At 53.7% G+C, this 17,242-nt stretch carries 19 protein-coding genes and 1 pseudogene; 11 read left to right on the top strand and 9 right to left on the bottom strand.

Annotated elements, in window-relative coordinates:
* Positions 1 to 15: 15 nt before the first annotated feature.
* From ACL2XN_RS02890 to ACL2XN_RS02860, 7 genes are read right to left on the bottom strand one after another with little or no spacing between them, the layout of a single operon-like run.
* Positions 16 to 408 (bottom strand): carboxymuconolactone decarboxylase family protein, encoded by a 393-nt coding sequence (locus tag ACL2XN_RS02890; RefSeq protein ID WP_413730225.1) that lies wholly within the window; start codon positions 406 to 408, stop codon positions 16 to 18.
* The gene (locus ACL2XN_RS02885) at positions 405 to 1,619 is read right to left on the bottom strand and encodes an MFS transporter (RefSeq protein WP_413730224.1); all 1,215 of its coding nucleotides are present in this window, start codon (positions 1,617 to 1,619) and stop codon (positions 405 to 407) included. Before ACL2XN_RS02885 ends, ACL2XN_RS02890 begins: the two co-directional genes overlap by 4 nt.
* Positions 1,620 to 1,627: 8 nt before the next feature.
* A complete protein-coding gene (locus tag ACL2XN_RS02880; RefSeq protein WP_413730223.1) occupies positions 1,628 to 2,302 on the bottom strand; it encodes an HAD-IB family hydrolase in 675 nt (224 codons plus the stop codon).
* Positions 2,299 to 2,529 carry a tautomerase family protein gene (locus ACL2XN_RS02875; protein WP_413730222.1) on the bottom strand — a complete coding sequence of 77 codons (231 nt, stop codon included), beginning with the start codon at positions 2,527 to 2,529 and terminating at the stop codon, positions 2,299 to 2,301. Before ACL2XN_RS02875 ends, ACL2XN_RS02880 begins: the two co-directional genes overlap by 4 nt.
* A gap of 11 nt (positions 2,530 to 2,540) precedes the next feature.
* The gene (locus tag ACL2XN_RS02870; RefSeq protein ID WP_413730221.1) at positions 2,541 to 3,374 is read right to left on the bottom strand and encodes a hypothetical protein; all 834 of its coding nucleotides are present in this window, start codon (positions 3,372 to 3,374) and stop codon (positions 2,541 to 2,543) included.
* Complete coding sequence (locus tag ACL2XN_RS02865; protein ID WP_413730220.1) at positions 3,367 to 4,146, bottom strand: AfsA-related hotdog domain-containing protein; 780 nt, start codon at positions 4,144 to 4,146, stop codon at positions 3,367 to 3,369. Before ACL2XN_RS02865 ends, ACL2XN_RS02870 begins: the two co-directional genes overlap by 8 nt.
* Positions 4,147 to 4,173: 27 nt before the next feature.
* Complete coding sequence (locus ACL2XN_RS02860) at positions 4,174 to 4,788, bottom strand: hypothetical protein (protein ID WP_413730219.1); 615 nt, start codon at positions 4,786 to 4,788, stop codon at positions 4,174 to 4,176.
* A 224-nt stretch (positions 4,789 to 5,012) separates the two neighbouring features.
* Here ACL2XN_RS02860 and ACL2XN_RS02855 point away from each other — a divergent pair, with 224 nt between their 5' ends.
* A complete protein-coding gene (locus ACL2XN_RS02855; protein ID WP_413730218.1) occupies positions 5,013 to 5,933 on the top strand; it encodes a LysR family transcriptional regulator in 921 nt (306 codons plus the stop codon).
* Positions 5,934 to 6,054: 121 nt separating this feature from the next.
* Here the strand turns inward: ACL2XN_RS02855 and ACL2XN_RS02850 are convergent, their stop codons facing one another.
* Positions 6,055 to 7,302: an MFS transporter gene (locus ACL2XN_RS02850; protein WP_413730217.1), complete on the bottom strand. Its 1,248-nt coding sequence runs from the start codon at positions 7,300 to 7,302 to the stop codon at positions 6,055 to 6,057.
* A 578-nt stretch (positions 7,303 to 7,880) separates the two neighbouring features.
* On the opposite strand from ACL2XN_RS02850, the gene ACL2XN_RS02845 reads away from it, so the two are divergent.
* The 10 genes from ACL2XN_RS02845 (at position 7,881) to ACL2XN_RS02800 (ending at position 16,477) form a co-directional block, all read left to right on the top strand.
* Positions 7,881 to 8,783 carry a LysR family transcriptional regulator gene (locus ACL2XN_RS02845; RefSeq protein WP_413730216.1) on the top strand — a complete coding sequence of 301 codons (903 nt, stop codon included), beginning with the start codon at positions 7,881 to 7,883 and terminating at the stop codon, positions 8,781 to 8,783.
* A 473-nt stretch (positions 8,784 to 9,256) separates the two neighbouring features.
* Positions 9,257 to 9,469 carry an AlpA family transcriptional regulator gene (locus ACL2XN_RS02840; RefSeq protein WP_413730215.1) on the top strand — a complete coding sequence of 71 codons (213 nt, stop codon included), beginning with the start codon at positions 9,257 to 9,259 and terminating at the stop codon, positions 9,467 to 9,469.
* Positions 9,470 to 9,518: 49 nt separating this feature from the next.
* Positions 9,519 to 10,397, top strand: coding sequence for a ParA family protein (locus ACL2XN_RS02835; protein WP_413730214.1), 879 nt, complete (start codon positions 9,519 to 9,521; stop codon positions 10,395 to 10,397).
* A complete protein-coding gene (locus tag ACL2XN_RS02830) occupies positions 10,381 to 10,644 on the top strand; it encodes a type II toxin-antitoxin system HicA family toxin (protein ID WP_413730212.1) in 264 nt (87 codons plus the stop codon). Before ACL2XN_RS02835 ends, ACL2XN_RS02830 begins: the two co-directional genes overlap by 17 nt.
* A complete protein-coding gene (locus ACL2XN_RS02825; protein ID WP_413730211.1) occupies positions 10,637 to 12,361 on the top strand; it encodes a ParB family protein in 1,725 nt (574 codons plus the stop codon). Before ACL2XN_RS02830 ends, ACL2XN_RS02825 begins: the two co-directional genes overlap by 8 nt.
* Positions 12,362 to 12,376: 15 nt before the next feature.
* A complete protein-coding gene (locus ACL2XN_RS02820; RefSeq protein WP_413730210.1) occupies positions 12,377 to 12,937 on the top strand; it encodes a DUF2857 domain-containing protein in 561 nt (186 codons plus the stop codon).
* A gap of 3 nt (positions 12,938 to 12,940) precedes the next feature.
* Positions 12,941 to 14,161 (top strand): STY4528 family pathogenicity island replication protein, encoded by a 1,221-nt coding sequence (locus ACL2XN_RS02815; protein WP_413730209.1) that lies wholly within the window; start codon positions 12,941 to 12,943, stop codon positions 14,159 to 14,161.
* 403 nt (positions 14,162 to 14,564) lie between these two features.
* Positions 14,565 to 15,392: a PFL_4669 family integrating conjugative element protein gene (locus tag ACL2XN_RS02810; protein WP_413730208.1), complete on the top strand. Its 828-nt coding sequence runs from the start codon at positions 14,565 to 14,567 to the stop codon at positions 15,390 to 15,392.
* Entirely contained in the window at positions 15,389 to 15,916 is a 528-nt protein-coding gene (locus ACL2XN_RS02805; RefSeq protein ID WP_413730207.1) for a DUF3158 family protein, read from the top strand. The genes ACL2XN_RS02810 and ACL2XN_RS02805 overlap by 4 nt, the downstream gene beginning before the upstream one ends.
* Before the next feature lie 72 nt (positions 15,917 to 15,988).
* Positions 15,989 to 16,477, top strand: a complete 489-nt coding sequence (locus tag ACL2XN_RS02800; protein WP_413730206.1) for a single-stranded DNA-binding protein — start codon at positions 15,989 to 15,991, stop codon at positions 16,475 to 16,477.
* A gap of 90 nt (positions 16,478 to 16,567) precedes the next feature.
* Here ACL2XN_RS02800 and ACL2XN_RS02795 read toward each other — a convergent pair.
* Positions 16,568 to 16,853: pseudogene (locus ACL2XN_RS02795) on the bottom strand (DUF4113 domain-containing protein); the annotation flags it as partial.
* Positions 16,854 to 17,242 lie beyond the last annotated feature (389 nt).

The following is a 17,242-nucleotide window of genomic DNA, read 5'->3' as shown; positions in this document are numbered from 1 at the left end:
GTTGCGTTTCCTTTATCACCCGTTTTTCTGTGTAGTCTGAGCAATAGCCAGACGATAAGCGGTCAGTCCGTTCATGCAGGCGGGAACGCCTGCATAGATCGCCATTTGGATGACAATTTCGAGCAATTCTTTCGGTGTCACGCCGACGTTCATCGCTCCGCGCATATGCAGCTCCAGTTGCGGCTGTGCAGTGCCCAACGTGATTAATGAAGCCACGGTGATCATTTCCCGGGTTTTAAGGTCCAATCCGTCACGCCCGACGACGGCGCCAAAAGCGTAATCGGTGATCAATTGCGGTAAGTCGGCGTCAAGCTCGGCTAAACGGTTGCTGACTTTATCTGCCAAACCCGACTCAATTTGGTTCATTATCGAGCGACCGTATTCGGTTAAATCTTTGCCTGATTTCATGCTGTGCCCCCAGTCAATACCGCCGCTTGCTCGGTTCTCACCGGAATAATGGCGACCAATAACAATGACAAGACAATCGCCACGCCGGCAATGCTCATCAATACCGGAATACTCAGGCTGGCAACCAGCCATGCACCCGCCAGAGCGCCACAGCCTATCGCGGCGTTAAAAAAGGAAACGTAAATCGCTGAGGCGGGAAAGGCATTGTCACCGGCCAGCCTTAATACCCATGTCTGGAAACCCACGAAAATGCCGGACACCGCCAGGCCCCAGACAACGATCAGCGCCAGAATTTGACCGATAGCTAATGTCTGCCCCCATTGCCCAAGGGTTATCAGAACAGCGGCAATCAGCAGGATGGACAGCGAAACCATGGGTTTCAGCCATTTATCGATCAGCATTCCGGTGAGGAAATTACCGGCTAAACCGGCGATACCAAACACGAATAACATCACCGGGATCATGCGGGAGGACAGGGAATGGACGCTTTGCAGCCAAGGTTCAATAAAAGTGAAGGCGGCGAAATGCGCAGTGATGGCGAGCAGGGTAGCGGCGTAGATTTTCCACAGTGGACCCGAGCGCATAACGCGACCTAAAGCGGCCAGGCCCAGCGTGCTACTGCTTTTGACTTTGGGCACGATAAACGCGATGCCCAGAAACGTTATCACGCTGAGCAGCGACATCATCCAGAAGGCCGGCCGCCACCCGAGGTTCAGGCCTATATAGTTTGACAGGGGCACGCCAAAAACGCTGGCGGCTGAAACACCCCCAAACACGATGGACGTCGCCACGCCAATAAAACGTGCGGGGACTAATGAAACCGCCGTGGCGCCGATCATTGCCCAAAATGCCCCATGAGCCAATGCACCGATAACGCGGGCTGCCAATAGCCATTGATAATTGTTTACCGAAGCGCATAAGCTATTGGAAACTAGAATGATTAACGTCAGTACCAACAGCAGCATTTTTTTAGGCAAGTTCCCCAACAAAAGCGACGAGAGCAGCGCGCTGATCGCTCCGACCCAGGCATACAAGGTCACGGTCAGCCCAATCATCGATTCTGACTGGTGCAACCCCTGGGCCATAGGTGTTAACAGGCCAATCGGCGCAAGTTCAGTGGTGACAATGGTGAACGTGGACAGTGCCAAAATAATCAACGATAGCCATGTTTGCAGAGTGAGCGGCTGATTATCATTTAATGTATTTTTCATACTATTCCTTAATGTGAGGGAATATTCTCTTTGAGAATTTTCCATTGATTCTTTTCAGCATATTCAGCAAGATTTGAATATTCCCCGACACAGACAGGATGACCGATGGTTTCTAGCATAGGAATATCTGAAAGATCGTCACCATAGGCATAACTCGTCATGAGGTTAATGTTTTTTCCATGACTGAATGCTAACAACGCTCGCTGTTTTCCCATGCCTATAGTTTGTGGCTCACCAATTTCCCCGGTCAACAGGCCTTTATCATTCAACAGTAATGGAGTGCAAAGGATAGCGTCAGCGCCCAGGCGTCGACCTAACGGTTTAAGTAAAGGCAACATTGACCCTGAAATAAAAACAACAACCTGTCCATTAATTTTATGTTGTTGAAGTGCTTCCACGGCACAAGCAATATAGGTCTCATTATGGGATAAATATTTATTGAACCATGCTTCACCCATATGATAGAGATCTTCAATATCAACGCCAGCGAATTCACGATAATACATTTTGTTAAGTTCTTCTCTGGTCACACCCTGTGCAACCGCATTTTTAAAATTGGCAGTAAATTGTTGATGTTTTGATGTCCATTGTCGGCTCTCACTCCAATATTGATAAAAATGAAACATGCTTTTCATTTTTATCAATGTTTCATCGACATCGAAGAAGGCGGCCGTTAATTTCACTTTTCCTCCCCGTAGTCTTTTCTACGACTTTGGAGGGGGAAAGTGGGGTCGTTGCCTAATACGCCGGCATCGGACCAACGGGAAGGAGGCAATTCAACAATCACCACTGAAATTTTATCCAGCGGCGCACCGCAATGTATATGAACGGAGCGAGTGATTTCATCGACTAAATTTTTTACTTTAGCCTCGTCATTCATTTTCCAGGTGGTTATTTGGACAAATGGCATTGTTCTATTCCTTAATCAAAGGTCGTGAACTCACTGAATGAGAGTGTCGGAAGTTTCAGATGGGCATGAATATCACCGCCTAAACCGTATAATCCGATGGCTCCGCCGTAGCTTTGCTGACAGCTCATAAATAACACCACCACATTGATAATCCGATTACGGTTTTCTCCATCAGCAGGGAATGGATTCGGCAACTGCGCCCAGTATTGTGCATCCCCGCTGGCGTCAGTCATAAAGACATTAGGAATGCCTAACGGTCCGGGGCGACTGGGTAAAATAGGGTCGAGATCTCTTTCTCGCTGGCTCATCACGGTGTACACACTGTCGGGAACCAGTCCTTTAAAGGTGAAATCAAACCGTGCAGAGCGTTTATCTTCACTGACAGAGACGATTAACTCTCCCTGTGCCTTAACCCAATCCGCTAATGTAATGGCCGGTAATTTGCGTCTCCCATCCATGGAGCGATAATCGGCAATATGCCCTTCATGCAGCGGCATCGACGGCCTGACGTCCAGCGCTGCTAGCGGTCTTTGTTCTGGAGAAAAAAGCATGGGATAGTTATTCAGTGGCAAAGGTAATGGCAGCGCAAACAGCGTTATTTCTGCCAGCTTCGCCTCAGTCAATGTATCGATATCTTGCTTTATTTTATAAGGCAATATTTTACCGAACGGCGGCAGCGGACTCTCTTTATCAACAATGGCCGCCCCCCAACTCATACCGGTGTCTTTCGAGATCTGACCGATGACGACAAAATTACCCTGCGCGTCCATGACCTCTGCCGGGGGATAAAGCGGCCCCTGCGTGGTCCCGGCCAGGGTATAGCGCTGGCCGTGTAATTCAGACATGTGTGCTTCCTTTGATAGCCATGGAGGGGTCAATTTTCGATTGCAAGACAGAATGCGTCATACCGGTTGCCAATATTTCTTCCCGTTCACTGATAACGACAGAGGGATAAACCGTAAAAGAAACGTCCATGGATGAGCACAGGGTCGTATGTTGAGAAATACGAACGATCGCTTTAAAGCGTGAACGCCGTTCATTAATGTCTTTTTCCAACAGTTCGTAATATATCAATGCCGGCAATGGGAAAAGGAAATTATCAAACTTCATATTCATTTCATTAATGACGTAATATGTGCTGACAGTGTTATCAGCCATATAAAACTCATCGGTAATGGCAATAAAGGCTTGGCGACTCGCTTCAACCAATATCATGCCCTGAATATGTTTGCCTGTTTGATGATCGGCCATGAGTTCACAGCGCTCATCAATCGAAAGTGGCATAACATAAAGATCTTCACTCACTCTGCCCGCGGTGCCAATCAAAATATTATGGTACAATTCTTTGTGAGAATGTACATTTTTACCCGTGGTGGCCAGTTGTTGCAATTCGGTCAGATCCAGTTTATTTTCATGATGTTTATTTCGTTCCTGGTTATCTAATACCTTCCCGGCATAATCTTCTCGGACACCTTGTCCTACAATGAATTGGCTGGCCGTATCAATAATATTTGCCGGGATCTGAGTGATTAAATCCAGTTGGCTGATAGTAATGATATCCCTGCCGTTAGAAAATTCGCTGAATTTATCACCAACAACAATTATTTTTTTAGTCATGACAAATTCTCATAATAGGATGAAGTTTTATAAACCTACGATAGAGCGATAAAATCGGGTATAAAGACCGTCATTGCCACCGGTGATGTAATTATCACCAGCTTGCTGAATAATGGTCTTATAACGCTCGTTGGTGAAAGCTTTCTTGTAAGCCTCTTTATTGCCATCAAATGCCGAGATAAACATCACACCTGGCTGCCCGCTGATCAAAGAGTGATAAGCTCCGAAACTAACAATTTTATCTTTATTATCGCGAACCACGTTGAAGATGGTTTTTTCACGCCATTGACGGTATTGTTTGTAATTTTCGGCAGGGACTTCAACATGCCTTAATTGCACATATTCTGTCTCAGGTAAATCAGTCTGCGATTCAATGGGCGCTTCGACATATTTTACCAATTCACGGCGAATATCGCCTACCAGGTCGCTGGCAAAAAGAGTAAATGCGCTCTCTAATTCCGCTTCCTGGGTGGCAATTTCCGCAAGGGTAGTGAACGCGCGCAGTTCCAGCAGTTCATTTAAACCCGGTTCATCTGAAATAAAATACCTTTTGTTACTGCTGTTAACCAGTGAGGTGAGAACCTGTTTGTCTGCATTAGCTTTCAGCGGAAAGCGCGAAATGAGTACATATTTGGATGACATAGTAAAGCCTATATTATGTTTTGTGTGAGAGACTTCACACTATCCTTTTACTCATTGATGAGAATTGCTACTTTTGTAATATAATTTAAGTATCACGGATTTTTGTTTGGGGTGTCTACCAAAAATAAAGTCCTTACGTTTCTGCCAACTGAAAAGGGTTATCTTATTGTATCTATTATTCTCTTTTCCCTGGAAGATGGTAGAAAAGACGCTGGAGATCCAATATGATTCACCCAGAAGAAAAACTTCCTACAATCAAACAATTACAATGTTTTATTGCGGTGGCCGACGAGCTGAATTTCCGGCGCGCAGCGGAGCGTATGAGCATGACGCAGCCGCCGCTTACCCGTCAGATCCAGTGTTTGGAAGATGTTATTGGCAGCCATTTGTTCACCCGAGATACACATCAGGTTCATTTAACGGAGGTCGGGCTCAAGCTTGATAAGCAGGCCAGGCAACTGATCGACCAGCTTTCACAGGTTATGAAAGGGCTGAAAGTCGTTAGTGACAGGGTCAAAATTGGGATGACACGAACGCTGGATTTCACATTGATCCCAACCATTAATACACATTTGCAAAAGCTGATCGATGCTGATGATATTTTCTCTTACCAGCTGACGTCAAAACAACTATTACATATCCTTGAGCTCGGCAATCTCGATATTGTCCTGACGGGCGAAAAACCCGCAGGTAATCTCAATGATTTCGTCTTCCATTGGCTGCATCAAGAACCCCTGATGTTGGCGATGCCATCTGCTCACCCTGCCAGTATTCAAGAGCGTGTGTCGCTCCAGGATGTTGCTGATTTATCTCTTTATTGGTTTAACCGTAGTGCCAATCCGAGTTTCTATGATAAGTGCGAGACTGTATTTCAAGGCCTGCCGTTTACACTTAAACGTAAACCGGATGACTCATTGTTGACGCTAGCCCATGTCTCTCGGGGGGAAGGTATGGCGCTGATGCCAAAGTCTATGTGCCTGTCGTCGCGCAAAGGCTTATGCTATAGATGTCTGGACGCTCAGACTGGACAAAAACTGAATATCGATGTGTATATGGTGACACGGAAAGGGAAAATACGTGCTCAGGTCCTCGCCGCGGTAGAACAGTTATTAGCCGGTGTTGCATCTGAGCCCTTTGAACCATAATAGTGGTTAGATATTTGCTAAAGCTCAAATAAATTTTTAGGTATAATCATGTCCTGCCGATTAAATTTCCTGAATTGCCGTACGCAAATCATTTTACAGGATACATTATTATCTCTCCGCTTCAATCTATAGCGGAAATGTTAGTGCCTTTGTTCACTGCTCTGCGAGCCATGATAATGCACAAAACTGACAGTAATGCACAAAATGTACTAAACAGGATAGAAGCCGAGTAGGTATGGCTCAGGTCAAAAAGAAGTCCTCCTAGACTGCCGCCGGCGACTGCCGCTACGCCAACAGAAATATAGAGCGCGCCCAGAATGGCGCCCAAATTTGTCGTACCATACCATCCTGCCGCCACTGCCGGATAAAGTGCGATACACCCGCCATTCGCTACACCGAACAACAAGGCAAAAATCGCAAGTGACCAAAAACTATGGGCCTCAAGCCAAAAAAGATTTAGCAGTGCCAATGAAAAGGTCAAATACTGCAACAGCCGGCGAGGTCCCATACGATCCCCTGCCCGGCCCAAAAACAAACGTCCTGCCACGTTGCCGACCCCGATCAATCCTATCAGCAAATTCGCCTCACTGGCGGAAAGGCTGAACTGCCGCGCATAAGGATTGATATGTACCAGAGCTAAAAAAAGTCCGACAGACCCCAGGAATATGGCGCTGAAATACCACCAAAAAGGCGCCGCGGTGACGGCCTCTCTAAATCCCGAGCCCGCTGATGCCTTCCCGCTGCCCGGCGGGCTATTCTCATTTTTTTTCTCGCCATCCGGCAACAAACCATAAGCTTCCGGTTTACTTCTCATCAGGCAACCCGCAAGCACACCGGAAATCAAAATGAAAACAGCAAAAATGCGTAGGGTGGCTTCCCAGGACAGACTTTGCATTAACCATCCCGCCGCAGTCGGCCCAATGAACGTCCCCACGCCGGTTCCCGCAAGGGCTATTCCGGACGCCTGGCTGCGCCTGGTTATAAACCACCGCTGTGTCGTCGTTATCGCCGGGACATAGACCAGACCAACGCCCAGGCCAACCAACAAACCAAAGCAGAGAATAAACCAGTGCAGAGAAAACGACAAAAAGCTGCTGGCAAAAAAACCCATGGATAACAATGCAATACCGGTTATCACCACCGCACGGGGTGACAGTCTATCGGCAAGGGTGCCGGAGAAAACACCGACAATATAATAAAGCAATGCTGTTAGTGAAAAGATGGACGCGACGGAAAAACTCCCTGCCGAAAAACTTGACTGAATATGCGAAAAAAATGCGCCAAAAGAATAAGCCGCGCCAAAAATCAGTGCCAGTAAAATATGTGTGGCGTAAACCACGTACCATCCAAAAAATCGGTTTTCCTTCATATTCAATCTGCCATTTTTTAGCCTACAAATGATTTTAACGAGGTACGCGTTTCTTCTCGTAAGAATACATGAACTACCTCCAAAGTAGTCCAAGTTTTGGTCCGTACCCACGGGAGATCACTTTTGCAACGATGGCGACACGTTCCCGACCCTGCCGATCTTTTCCCCGGAAAATGCGATCATCAATATAATGGAATCCTCTGCCCAATTTAGACGCTCTTTCTTTACCGAGTCTTCGTATTAGCAGCTTTTTGCCTAATCCCCCAGTAGCGACGCTGCCCACCACCACACCTATACAACAACTGCCGTAATCGCTCGCCAAGGTAGAATGCGACGATTTTTCGCAACTGTGCGCATAGACCACCATTTCTGTTGCTAAGGCTTAGGATCTCGGTACGTGGGATACGCTACCAATCTGACATCGACTTAGAGCAGGACGAATGTCTATCTCTTGACCAAACTCACCTATTGCCTGCTACCAGATCAAACGCATTCCAGCGTGAGATCATAAGCAACTAAAAAAAAAAAGACCCCCATCGCTCACCGGAACTACCCACTTTCACTAAAGGAAATATATTATGAGAATTCGTCACCTTAGATATTTTATGGCTGTCGCAGAAGAGCTTAACTTCACACGTGCGTCGGTACGCGTGCATATTGAACCGTCCTCCCTGTCCCACGCCGTCCATGAGATGGAGTCACAACTTGGCGTCAGGCTGATTAATCGGACCCAAGGGAGTTTACAACTGACGTGGCCTGGCGAAGTACTACTTGAGGAAACTCGCCGCATGCTCTCTTTTTTCGAAAACGCACAATCCCGTGTACAGGCGGCCTCTCAGGGTCTGTGCGGACGGATCCGCCTTGGCCTGGCCGATAGTCTTGCTCAACCCCCATTGACAAGACTGCTGGCGAGAAGCCGTGAGGAAGACCCCGGCACCGAGATCCGCATCATGGAGATGACGACCAGCGAAATGCTCCGTGCCCTGCATCATGATCAGATTGATATTGGCATCACCCTCGATGATGAACGCCAGAATGGATACATCAAGTATAAGGTCTGGAGTGAACGTCCGGCAGTCGTTATCCCGACGCATCATCCCCTGCTCAGCGTCAGAACGGTGGCCCTGCAAAACGCTATTCAAAATCGCCTCATACTCTGCCACCCCGAAAAATGCTCGGGCGGCTACAAAGTCATATCTCGCTGGTTTTCAAGCAAAAACCTGCCTCTTCCAGACATCGCTGAATATGTATCCGGGCATGAGCAAATGATCATGCTGGTGGCCGCGGGTTACGGTATCGGCATAGGGCTGGCATCTCAACTGGCCCTCTATGCGCATCCAGACGTCATTGTCAGACCGATGCAAGACGATGTTCCCGACACCTCGACTTTTTTTGTCCTGCTGGAACGCGATCCTGAGCCCGCCATTGCGCGATTCCTGCACCGAGCCGGTGAAATGAACCACTTCTCTCAAAGCCAATGATGCAAACTCGTTCACAGTGGTAAGGCATGGCAAAAGTCAATTGACCATGCCTTTTTTATCATCAGCCCAAGAAATTTTTCAAGTTGCAATCTTTGACGCATATCACTTTTTTCATATTGATAAATTAATTTAAACAAAAAATGTAACAATTATTCCCATTTCCACCTGCGCGCATCCGCTAAATTTTTTGGCCTCACCACCTTGTTTTTCTCATTACACCCCTCGCCTGTTAAAAATTATTGACGACAAGGTCGTTCAAATTTTAATCAATTATTTTCTTCAACAAAACTGTTCATTCCTAATTCGTGCCGTCTCTCCACTGGTGTCAGCCTAACTCAACGTCTGAGTCAGGCATGCAGGACACAACAATACGGTGAGACGCTTGAACCTTTTGTTTGCTGCGTTTTTGTGTTGGTTTTCCTCTAATACGGGTCAGTCCCAGGAATGCCACACGGCATTAAGGAGTGGCCTGTATGTCAAATCAAGATAACGACCCGGCCCAGGAGCACCGCATTCTGCGGCGCGCCGAAGTCGAAATAAAAACGGGGTTCAAGCGCGCCCATATCTACAACCTGATGAAAGAAGGCAAGTTTCCCAAAGCCTTGCGCCTCGGCGTACGCGCGGTGGGCTGGGACTCCGCTGAAATCGATCAGTGGATCATCGAGCGACTGAAAGATCGCATCTGAACGTCTTCCAACGAGGACCATTTCCTTCCATTCAGCGAGGAGTGCGATCATGCAGGTTGTCTCCATTATCTCGACCAAAGGCGGTGTGGGTAAGACGACGACCGCGGCCAATCTCGGCGGCTTCGCCGCGGACGCCGGCCTGCGTGTGCTGTTGCTGGACCTGGACGTGCAGCCGACCCTGTCGAGCTATTTTTCGCTCGCGGCGCGGGCACCCGCCGGCATCTACGAGTTGCTGGCGTTCAACGAACAACGCATTGAGCAACTGGTCTCGCATACCGCTATCACCGGACTGGACCTGGTCATTTCCAACGACGATCGCAGCGAACTCAACACGCTGCTGCTGCACGCACCCGATGGACGCCTGCGCTTGCGACATCTGCTACCCGCCCTGGCGCCGCGCTACGACCTGCTGCTGATCGATACCCAGGGGGCGCGCAGCGTGTTGCTTGAAATGGCCGTATTGGCATCGGATATGGTGTTGTCCCCGGTCACGCTGGAGATCCTGGCCGCCCGCGAGTTACGTCGTGGCACCCTGCAGTTGATCAAGGATCTGGCGCCCTATCGCCGTGTGGGCATCGTTCCGCCACCATTGAGCCTGCTCATCAACCGCATGCATCCGGTCTCGTCCAACGCCCGGTTGATCCAGCAGGCCCTGAGGATGATGTTCCAGGAGCAGGCTGCGGTACGCGTGCTTAACACCGGCGTTCCCGCCCTTGAAGCCTACCCCCGCGCCTCAACGCGGGGACTTCCTGTTCACCGGGTGGAGTACCGGCAGCCTATCGACCGCATCGCGCCCGCCGCACTGGAGACGATGCGTGCGCTGGCATGCGAACTGTTCCCGCACTGGCATGACAGGTTCGCCCTCGTCACCGGTCGCGTCAGAACGCGCATGACGACGGGAGGACCTGTCCATGTCGAACATCCATGAGTTGATCCGGGGGCACAAGCAACTGCGCGCGGTCATTGAGTTCGCACTGGCTGAAGGCTGGCGCGTGGTGCGTACGCACGGCGGCCATCTGAAATTCATCCGGCCCGGCTATGCCACCATTTACACCGGCTCGACGCCAAGCGACCACCGGGTCGGACGTAACGCCCGCGCGCGACTGCGCCGCGCCAAACGTCAAGCGTCGGAGCTTGCTAGCCGGTCTTCCCTGCGGGAGGACGGCCATGGCTGAACTGACTTCACAAGGCATGGCCGACAAACTGCTATCGGCAGGTTTCGAACGCAGCGGACCTTCCGCCGCAGCGCTCAGCGACCCGATTGCCGATACCCCGATGGTGGTCACGCTTGACGAACTGCGCCCCTATGAACTCGACCCGCGCCGGACGCGCAATCCCCTCTACGAGGAGATCAAGGCCTCTGTCCGCGAACGAGGACTCGATGCCCCGCCCCCGATTACCCGCCGGCCGGGCGCCGAACATTTCATCATTCGCAACGGCGGCAATACGCGACTGGCCATCCTGCGCGAGTTATGGGCCGAAACTAAGGAAGAGCGTTTTTTTCGTATTTCCTGCCTGTTTCGCCCTTGGCCGGAACGTGGCGAAATCATCGTGCTGACCGGCCACCTCGCTGAAGACGAACTTCATGGCAGGCTATCTTTTATCGAGCGGGCGCTCGGTGTTGAAGAAGCCCGCGAATTCTACGAGCAGGAAGATGGACGTTCCCTGTCGCAGTCCGAGCTGGCCAGGCGTCTTTCGGCGGACGGCTACCCGATTCAACAGTCGCACATCAGCCGCATGCAGGACGCCGTCCGCTACCTGCTGCCCGTCATTCCGACGGTGCTCTACGGCGGGCTTGGCCGCCATCAGGTCGAACGCCTTGGCGTGTTGCGCCGGGCCTGTGAGCGCGCCTGGGAAGCACATTCTGCAGCCAAACGACTTCCTATGGATTTCGCCTCTTTTTTCCAAGACGTGCTGGCGCCGTTCGACGCAGGTTCCGACACCTTCTCGCTGCAGCGTGTCCAGGACGAGTTGATCGGGCAGATGGCTGAATTGCTGGAGTTGAACTACGACACGCTCAATCTGGAAGTCATCGAGAGCGAACATCGCCAGCAGGTGTTGACCAGTCCGCCCGCGCCGAACACGCCGCCTGCGGCGGAGCCACGCACTAAACCGTCCCTTCCGGCAACCCGCTCCCCGGCCCCATCCGAGGCTCCCGCTGCAACACCCCGACTCCGTCCCGGCAGTGCGTCCACCACTGCTCCGGAGACGACCTTCATGCCACCTGCGGGCGAGAAGGAACCCTCCACGCCCGGACCGGACATCCAATCGTCGGAAGAAACACTTCCGGCGGGGTACGCGCAGCAGGAAGAGCAGGAAGAACGCCTGCTGGGACATATCATCTCGCCGGCGCCCACTACCGATCGTCTGCAATCCATCCAGCGTCTGGTCGCCGATCAGTTGGGCGACCAGGTTACTGATTTTGCCGACAATGTGCTACAGGCCATCCCGATCCAGGTCGGCGGGCTCTATCCCATCACCGATGTCTGGTACATAGAGCCAGGGCTGGAGACACCGGAGCGCCTGCGCGTCCATATCGCGCAGTTCGCCCGCGAGATCGCTGGGGAAGCCTCGGCGACCGACTGGATCACGCTCTGCGATGACGGTATCGGTTTCGTATGTACCTCACCTTCACCGCCTCGCGATGCTGCCTCATTCCCTGCATTCCCGCAGGCGGTACTGACTCTGCTGGCTGCCTTGGCTAACCCCTCCGCGCTGCCCGAGAGGCTTGATCACCCTGTGCCGCCTGACGCACTGGCCGCCCTTCTGTATGGGCATGGTGATACTATCGCGCGGCTCAGTGACGAGGCGTTGGTGAAGCTCTTCCGACTACTGCGTCTGGCGCGCCGCCTGCTGGATCTCGAAGCAGGTTCTGCGCACGACGACGGTTGAGGATGGGAGGCCAACATGTCGTCACCCCATCCCCTGAACCAGGCCGTCATCGCGCAGGCCCTGCATGACCTGCGCAACGGACAGCTGCGCCGTTGCAAAGCAATGGGATTCGGCGAGAAAGAGCTCGATGCCCTCAAGCATCCGGCACTGGTCAGCCTGCTGGTCAACGCCTCGGTGTCCTGGTGCACGGTATCCATCAATCGTGAGGCACTGCTCCGGCTGTTGGATCAGGCACAGGACATCGGCAAAGAGGTTGAAACCATTGACCGCATGCTGCGCCTGGGGGCCAGCACGGAGATGGTCAGCCGCTATTTTGGCCTCACACACCAGGAAGTGGCGCTACGCCGGGATATTCTCGGCCTGCCCCGGCGCAAGGGTCGCCATCCCGTCCTGGATGAAGCCCAGGATGCAGCATTGTGGCAGCAATGGAAGGATGGCCTGCAGCAACACGCCATCTCGCCCGCAGACGAGATGGCGATGCTGCCCCTGGCCATGGAGCTTGCCGAGAACATGGTGCTGCCCATGTCGGTTGTCTGGGCCGCGGTACGACAATGGGTCGACCAGGGGCTGGTGTAGACCATGAGGCTGGATGGCACCTCCCAGCACCACGGATCCGTCGATTTGTCCGAACTCTTCGATGACGCCCTGCGCAAAGTGACTCCGCCACCTGAGTCATCTGCGTCTTCATCCTTCAAAGATGGCATGCTTTACAGCGGCAACCGGCACGAAAGCGTTCCCCGCGCGTTATTTCTTGATGCGCGCCTGACGCCGCTGGAGCGCAATGCCTGGCAAGTGTTCCGCCTGCAACTCAATGGCGATGGCCTCACCGCGTTCCCCACCTATGACCAGTTGCGCCCCTGGCTTGCGTCCATGCCCTGTGGGCCGCAGGCTTCGCATGAAACCGTGGCACGTGCCCTCACGCTCCTGCGGCTGACCCGCTGGCTCAGCCTGGTGCGACGTCGCCGTGACCGCAGGTCCGGCCGCATCCAGGGGAATGTTTATGTGCTGCACGACGAGCCCGTGACCCCGTTCGAGGCTATGCAACTCGATCCGGATTACCTCGGCCTGGTCAGCCAGTCGCTGACGCATGCGGCCAAGGCCGTTCAGGTCACCGGCCGCAACACGCTCAGGGAAATCGCCGCGGACCCACTGCTCAGCGGACGAACCCTACCCACTCGTCTACAGGTGCTGGCGCAACGTATGGCCCGACAGGAGGGGAACGTCACACGCGCACACGAGGCGCAGGCCGTCCACGAATCCGAAGACGGGGATGACGACCTTCTTCGGATTCGTGCTCCCCTCACTTCGGAATCCGAAGCCGGGCCGGAAGTGCCGCCTGACGCCCGTCTTCGGGATCCGAAGACGGTCCGTACAGTACGTATTACAGAAAAAGAAAAAGAAGTACGTACTGTACCGCGTGCGCGTGGGTTGCCGAACCTGAAACTGCCTGAACGTTTTCTTGCACTGAAGGAGGAACAACAGGCTGGCGCGCTGGTTGCCCTGCAACAGGTCGACTCAGGCCAACGGCAAGCCGTGCTTGACGAATGGGCGGTGCGTTGTCGCCGCGGCGCCGCGGTGCGCAACCCGGCCGGCTACCTGTTCGGCATCATTCAGAAAGCCATCCGCGGCGAGTTCAAATCATGGGTCGTCGCCCAGGCCGAGACGTGTCCGCTTGCGACACCGTCTCCGGCATCGCCCTCGGCCAACACAGCGGCGCCGCCGGCTTCCCGCGAGGCGGCCTTGCAGCATATTGCCCGGCTGCGTGCCCTGCTGCATATCCGCTCGCGTCCGGTATGCTAACGGAGATTGCCGGCGACAAGGACTGCAGGCTATCCCCGGGGGATAAGTCCGGCTCCCATGGCATATCTGGCATCGAGGAAGATGACCGGCACGCGAAGTCGGCCGGCTTCGGTGCTATCCCCAGGGGATAGCTGATTGATGCCACACCACCGAGGGATGGCGGCCGCCGATTCAGCCAATTCTCACTATCCCAAACTATCCCCAGGGGGGTAGGTCCGACCCCTGCGTCGTCCGGCATCAAGGAAGAAGCCGGCGTGCGAGGACCACCTATCCCCTGGGGATAGGTGTGATACCTGCCATGCCATCGCAAGAATCGGGATAGCGCCAAGTGCGGTTTTCCGACTGACAGCCTTCCATGCTATCGCGATGCTGGCGACTCGTTCTTCAACTGCGAGGCGTCTCCATGGCAAACAACGAACCTCTGCAACTCAACCTCGGGTCATTGCGCAGTGCGATGACACTGACGCTGCATACGCACCACGCATCCCGTATCTGGCACGGCCGCGCTGCCAGCGATGGCCGGCCCAGCATCGTTGGCCTGGCCGGCTACGTCTCGGTCATGAACAAGCTCAAACGCGGCTCGGAACAGGACGATCCCTACAGTGACGAATGGATGCTACGCATCGAGGAGAAGCTTGAGCAGACTCGCGCCACGCTGCATACCCTGCGCGAACAGGTGGATCTGGCACTGGCCGATGTTCCCGCAGCCCTGAGCCTAGGTGAGAATTTGAACGTTCAGCCGGTCAAGCTGCCGCTGTTCGTCAATTCGCAATTGGGTTTCATGGCGGTCTACCTGCTGGCGGATTTCGACGATATCGCCCGCAAGCTCATCCTGGCACATCACACCGCGCTCATCGACCGCAGCACACTGGAGCGCTGGCTCAACGATGGCGCACATGCCTTGCGCAGTCTGTTTTCATTGGCCCAGCAGTTTCGCTACTCAGGCACCACGCGCGACGATTTCGCCGCGAACAATGCCGCAGCCCGCGCCGCGCTTGAGAAATATGGGCCGCTGCCGCAGGCCGTGCTCGAAGGCACCCGACGCTCACGCTTCGCCCCACCGCTGCTGCGTCGTCCGCCGCCGTCGGCCATGACCACACGCTCAGACAGCTCAGCAACGGCTAAGGATGAGGGGGCCGTTCTCGCAACCGAGGGGGCCAGCGTCTTGGCTGAGGTATCCAATGACACAGCTGCGCCTGATGATTCCGATGATGAGGAACGATCTGAATGAGTGGCCCGAACCGTTTTGTCAGTCTGGAACAGGCGGACTTCCGCGGTCTGGAACACGCAGCCTATCTAAAAGGCCTTTTAAGACCCTTTAAGGGTAAGGGGGGTCTGGAGGACTGGGCCAGCCAGTGCCATTCACTGCGCGACAGTCTGATTGGCCTGGCGCAGCGGCGCGTTTTGTCGCAGACACACCGTCCCCCGTTCAACCTGCTGTCCATTGCCCTGGCCCAGCAGGCCACTGGCGCAGGGACCACCTTTCTGCGCTGGCGCAACCTCGACCGCTCGCGTATGGGCGTGGCGCTGTGGGAAGAACTGATGGACCGCACTTCACTCGTCGCCTTGTTGGACGATCTGCTCGCTATTGAACAGCAACGCATCGCCCTGAACATGCAAATCAGCCTGCTGCATACCCTCAGCCGCCAGGCCCAGGAATGCGCCAGCAAGATGGCCCAGGCTGAAGAGGTCTACCTGCGCCGGATGAACGCGCTCACCGACGCAGCACACTCGTATTACCGGCCACAGCCCTGATCCGCCTCGCTGCAGCACACCCGCGCAGGCTGTGACGGTGCGGGCCTTTCAACCACCACGGAGATCGCAACCATGAGCACCTATTTTATCAACGAGGGCAATATCGGCTCGCCGCCTGAGTTCAACGAATACCCGAACGGCAACGAGGAGCCACGGCGGGTACTGCGCCTCAACGTCTACTTCGACAATCCTGTGCCCACCAAGGACGGCAGTTACGAGGACCGCGGCGGTTTCTGGCGGCCGGTCGATTGGTGGCATCGCGATGCCGAGCACTATGCCACGCTGTTCCAGAAGGGCATGCGCATCGTGGTTCAGGGGCGTGAGGAGCGCGACGACTGGACCGATGAAAACAACAATGCCCGCACGACCTATCGCATCAACGCACGCAGCGTGGGGATCCAGCCCTACCGCATCGAGTCGGTCAAGCTCGCCCCGAAGTCGGCGTCCTCATCAGCATTACCCCCCACCGGCGGAGCCAGCGCCAACCGAATAGGCTGGGTGCGCAGGACGGTCATTGTGATACGGCCTTCCGTTTACCCGCAAGCTATCCCCTGGGGATAGCTTGCGCTTCTCCTAACTGACCGGACGCGCCGTAATCACTCTCTTTCGCGCCGTCTGCCCGGCACATTGTTATACAAACAGCACGCAACCTTATCTGGCAACAGGCAAATCAGCGTAGCGGGTTGTATAAGTCGGTGAGAGCATGCCCGTTTCATCACCCATGATTTTTTCTGCACACCCTGACCGGCGAACCAGACCTTGCCCTTTCTGATCTGTTTCAGCCCGTCCACCATATGCGTCAGCGCGGCACTGTTCTTTTGAGGTTGATGCTCGTCGAACAGGTTGAACTGCGCGACACCTAGCTGTAGAAGCCAGCCAGCATCACGCCGGCCTTCAAGTAACGGTGCCCTGCGTTCCAAATCCGATCGAGCCGTCTTCCAAGTCAACAACTTTGACAGCGTTTCGCTCGATAATTTTTCTCCTTTGGCGGCCGCTTATAAAGCACTTACGCTCACAGGATGCCCGGTCGGGGAAACCGTCTTGCACTTAAACAGAGCTAACTGGTTTTTATCAGATAATTTTTATCATAGGGCTGCTGCGTATGCAGCACTCCATAACATAGATAAATCAGTTTTCTCACCGCCGCGTCCAGCGCCGACATCTTGGCCTTTCCTTTCAGCAGCAGTCGCTCATAGAGCACTTTCACATGAGCGTTGCAACTGATATATAAAGCTTGGCCCTGGCCCTCATGCTCGATTGCAGCAGTCCGGCTTGAACTCCCTTGATGCGCGTACCCCCGCCAATCCCTGGCCGGCGGATCACAGA

The organism is Sodalis sp. RH22, from assembly GCF_047324165.1.
In the GTDB taxonomy this organism is placed as follows: domain Bacteria; phylum Pseudomonadota; class Gammaproteobacteria; order Enterobacterales; family Enterobacteriaceae; genus Acerihabitans.
The sequence above is the reverse complement of the archived record's forward strand: the minus strand, read 5'-3'. Positions and strand labels throughout refer to the sequence as shown.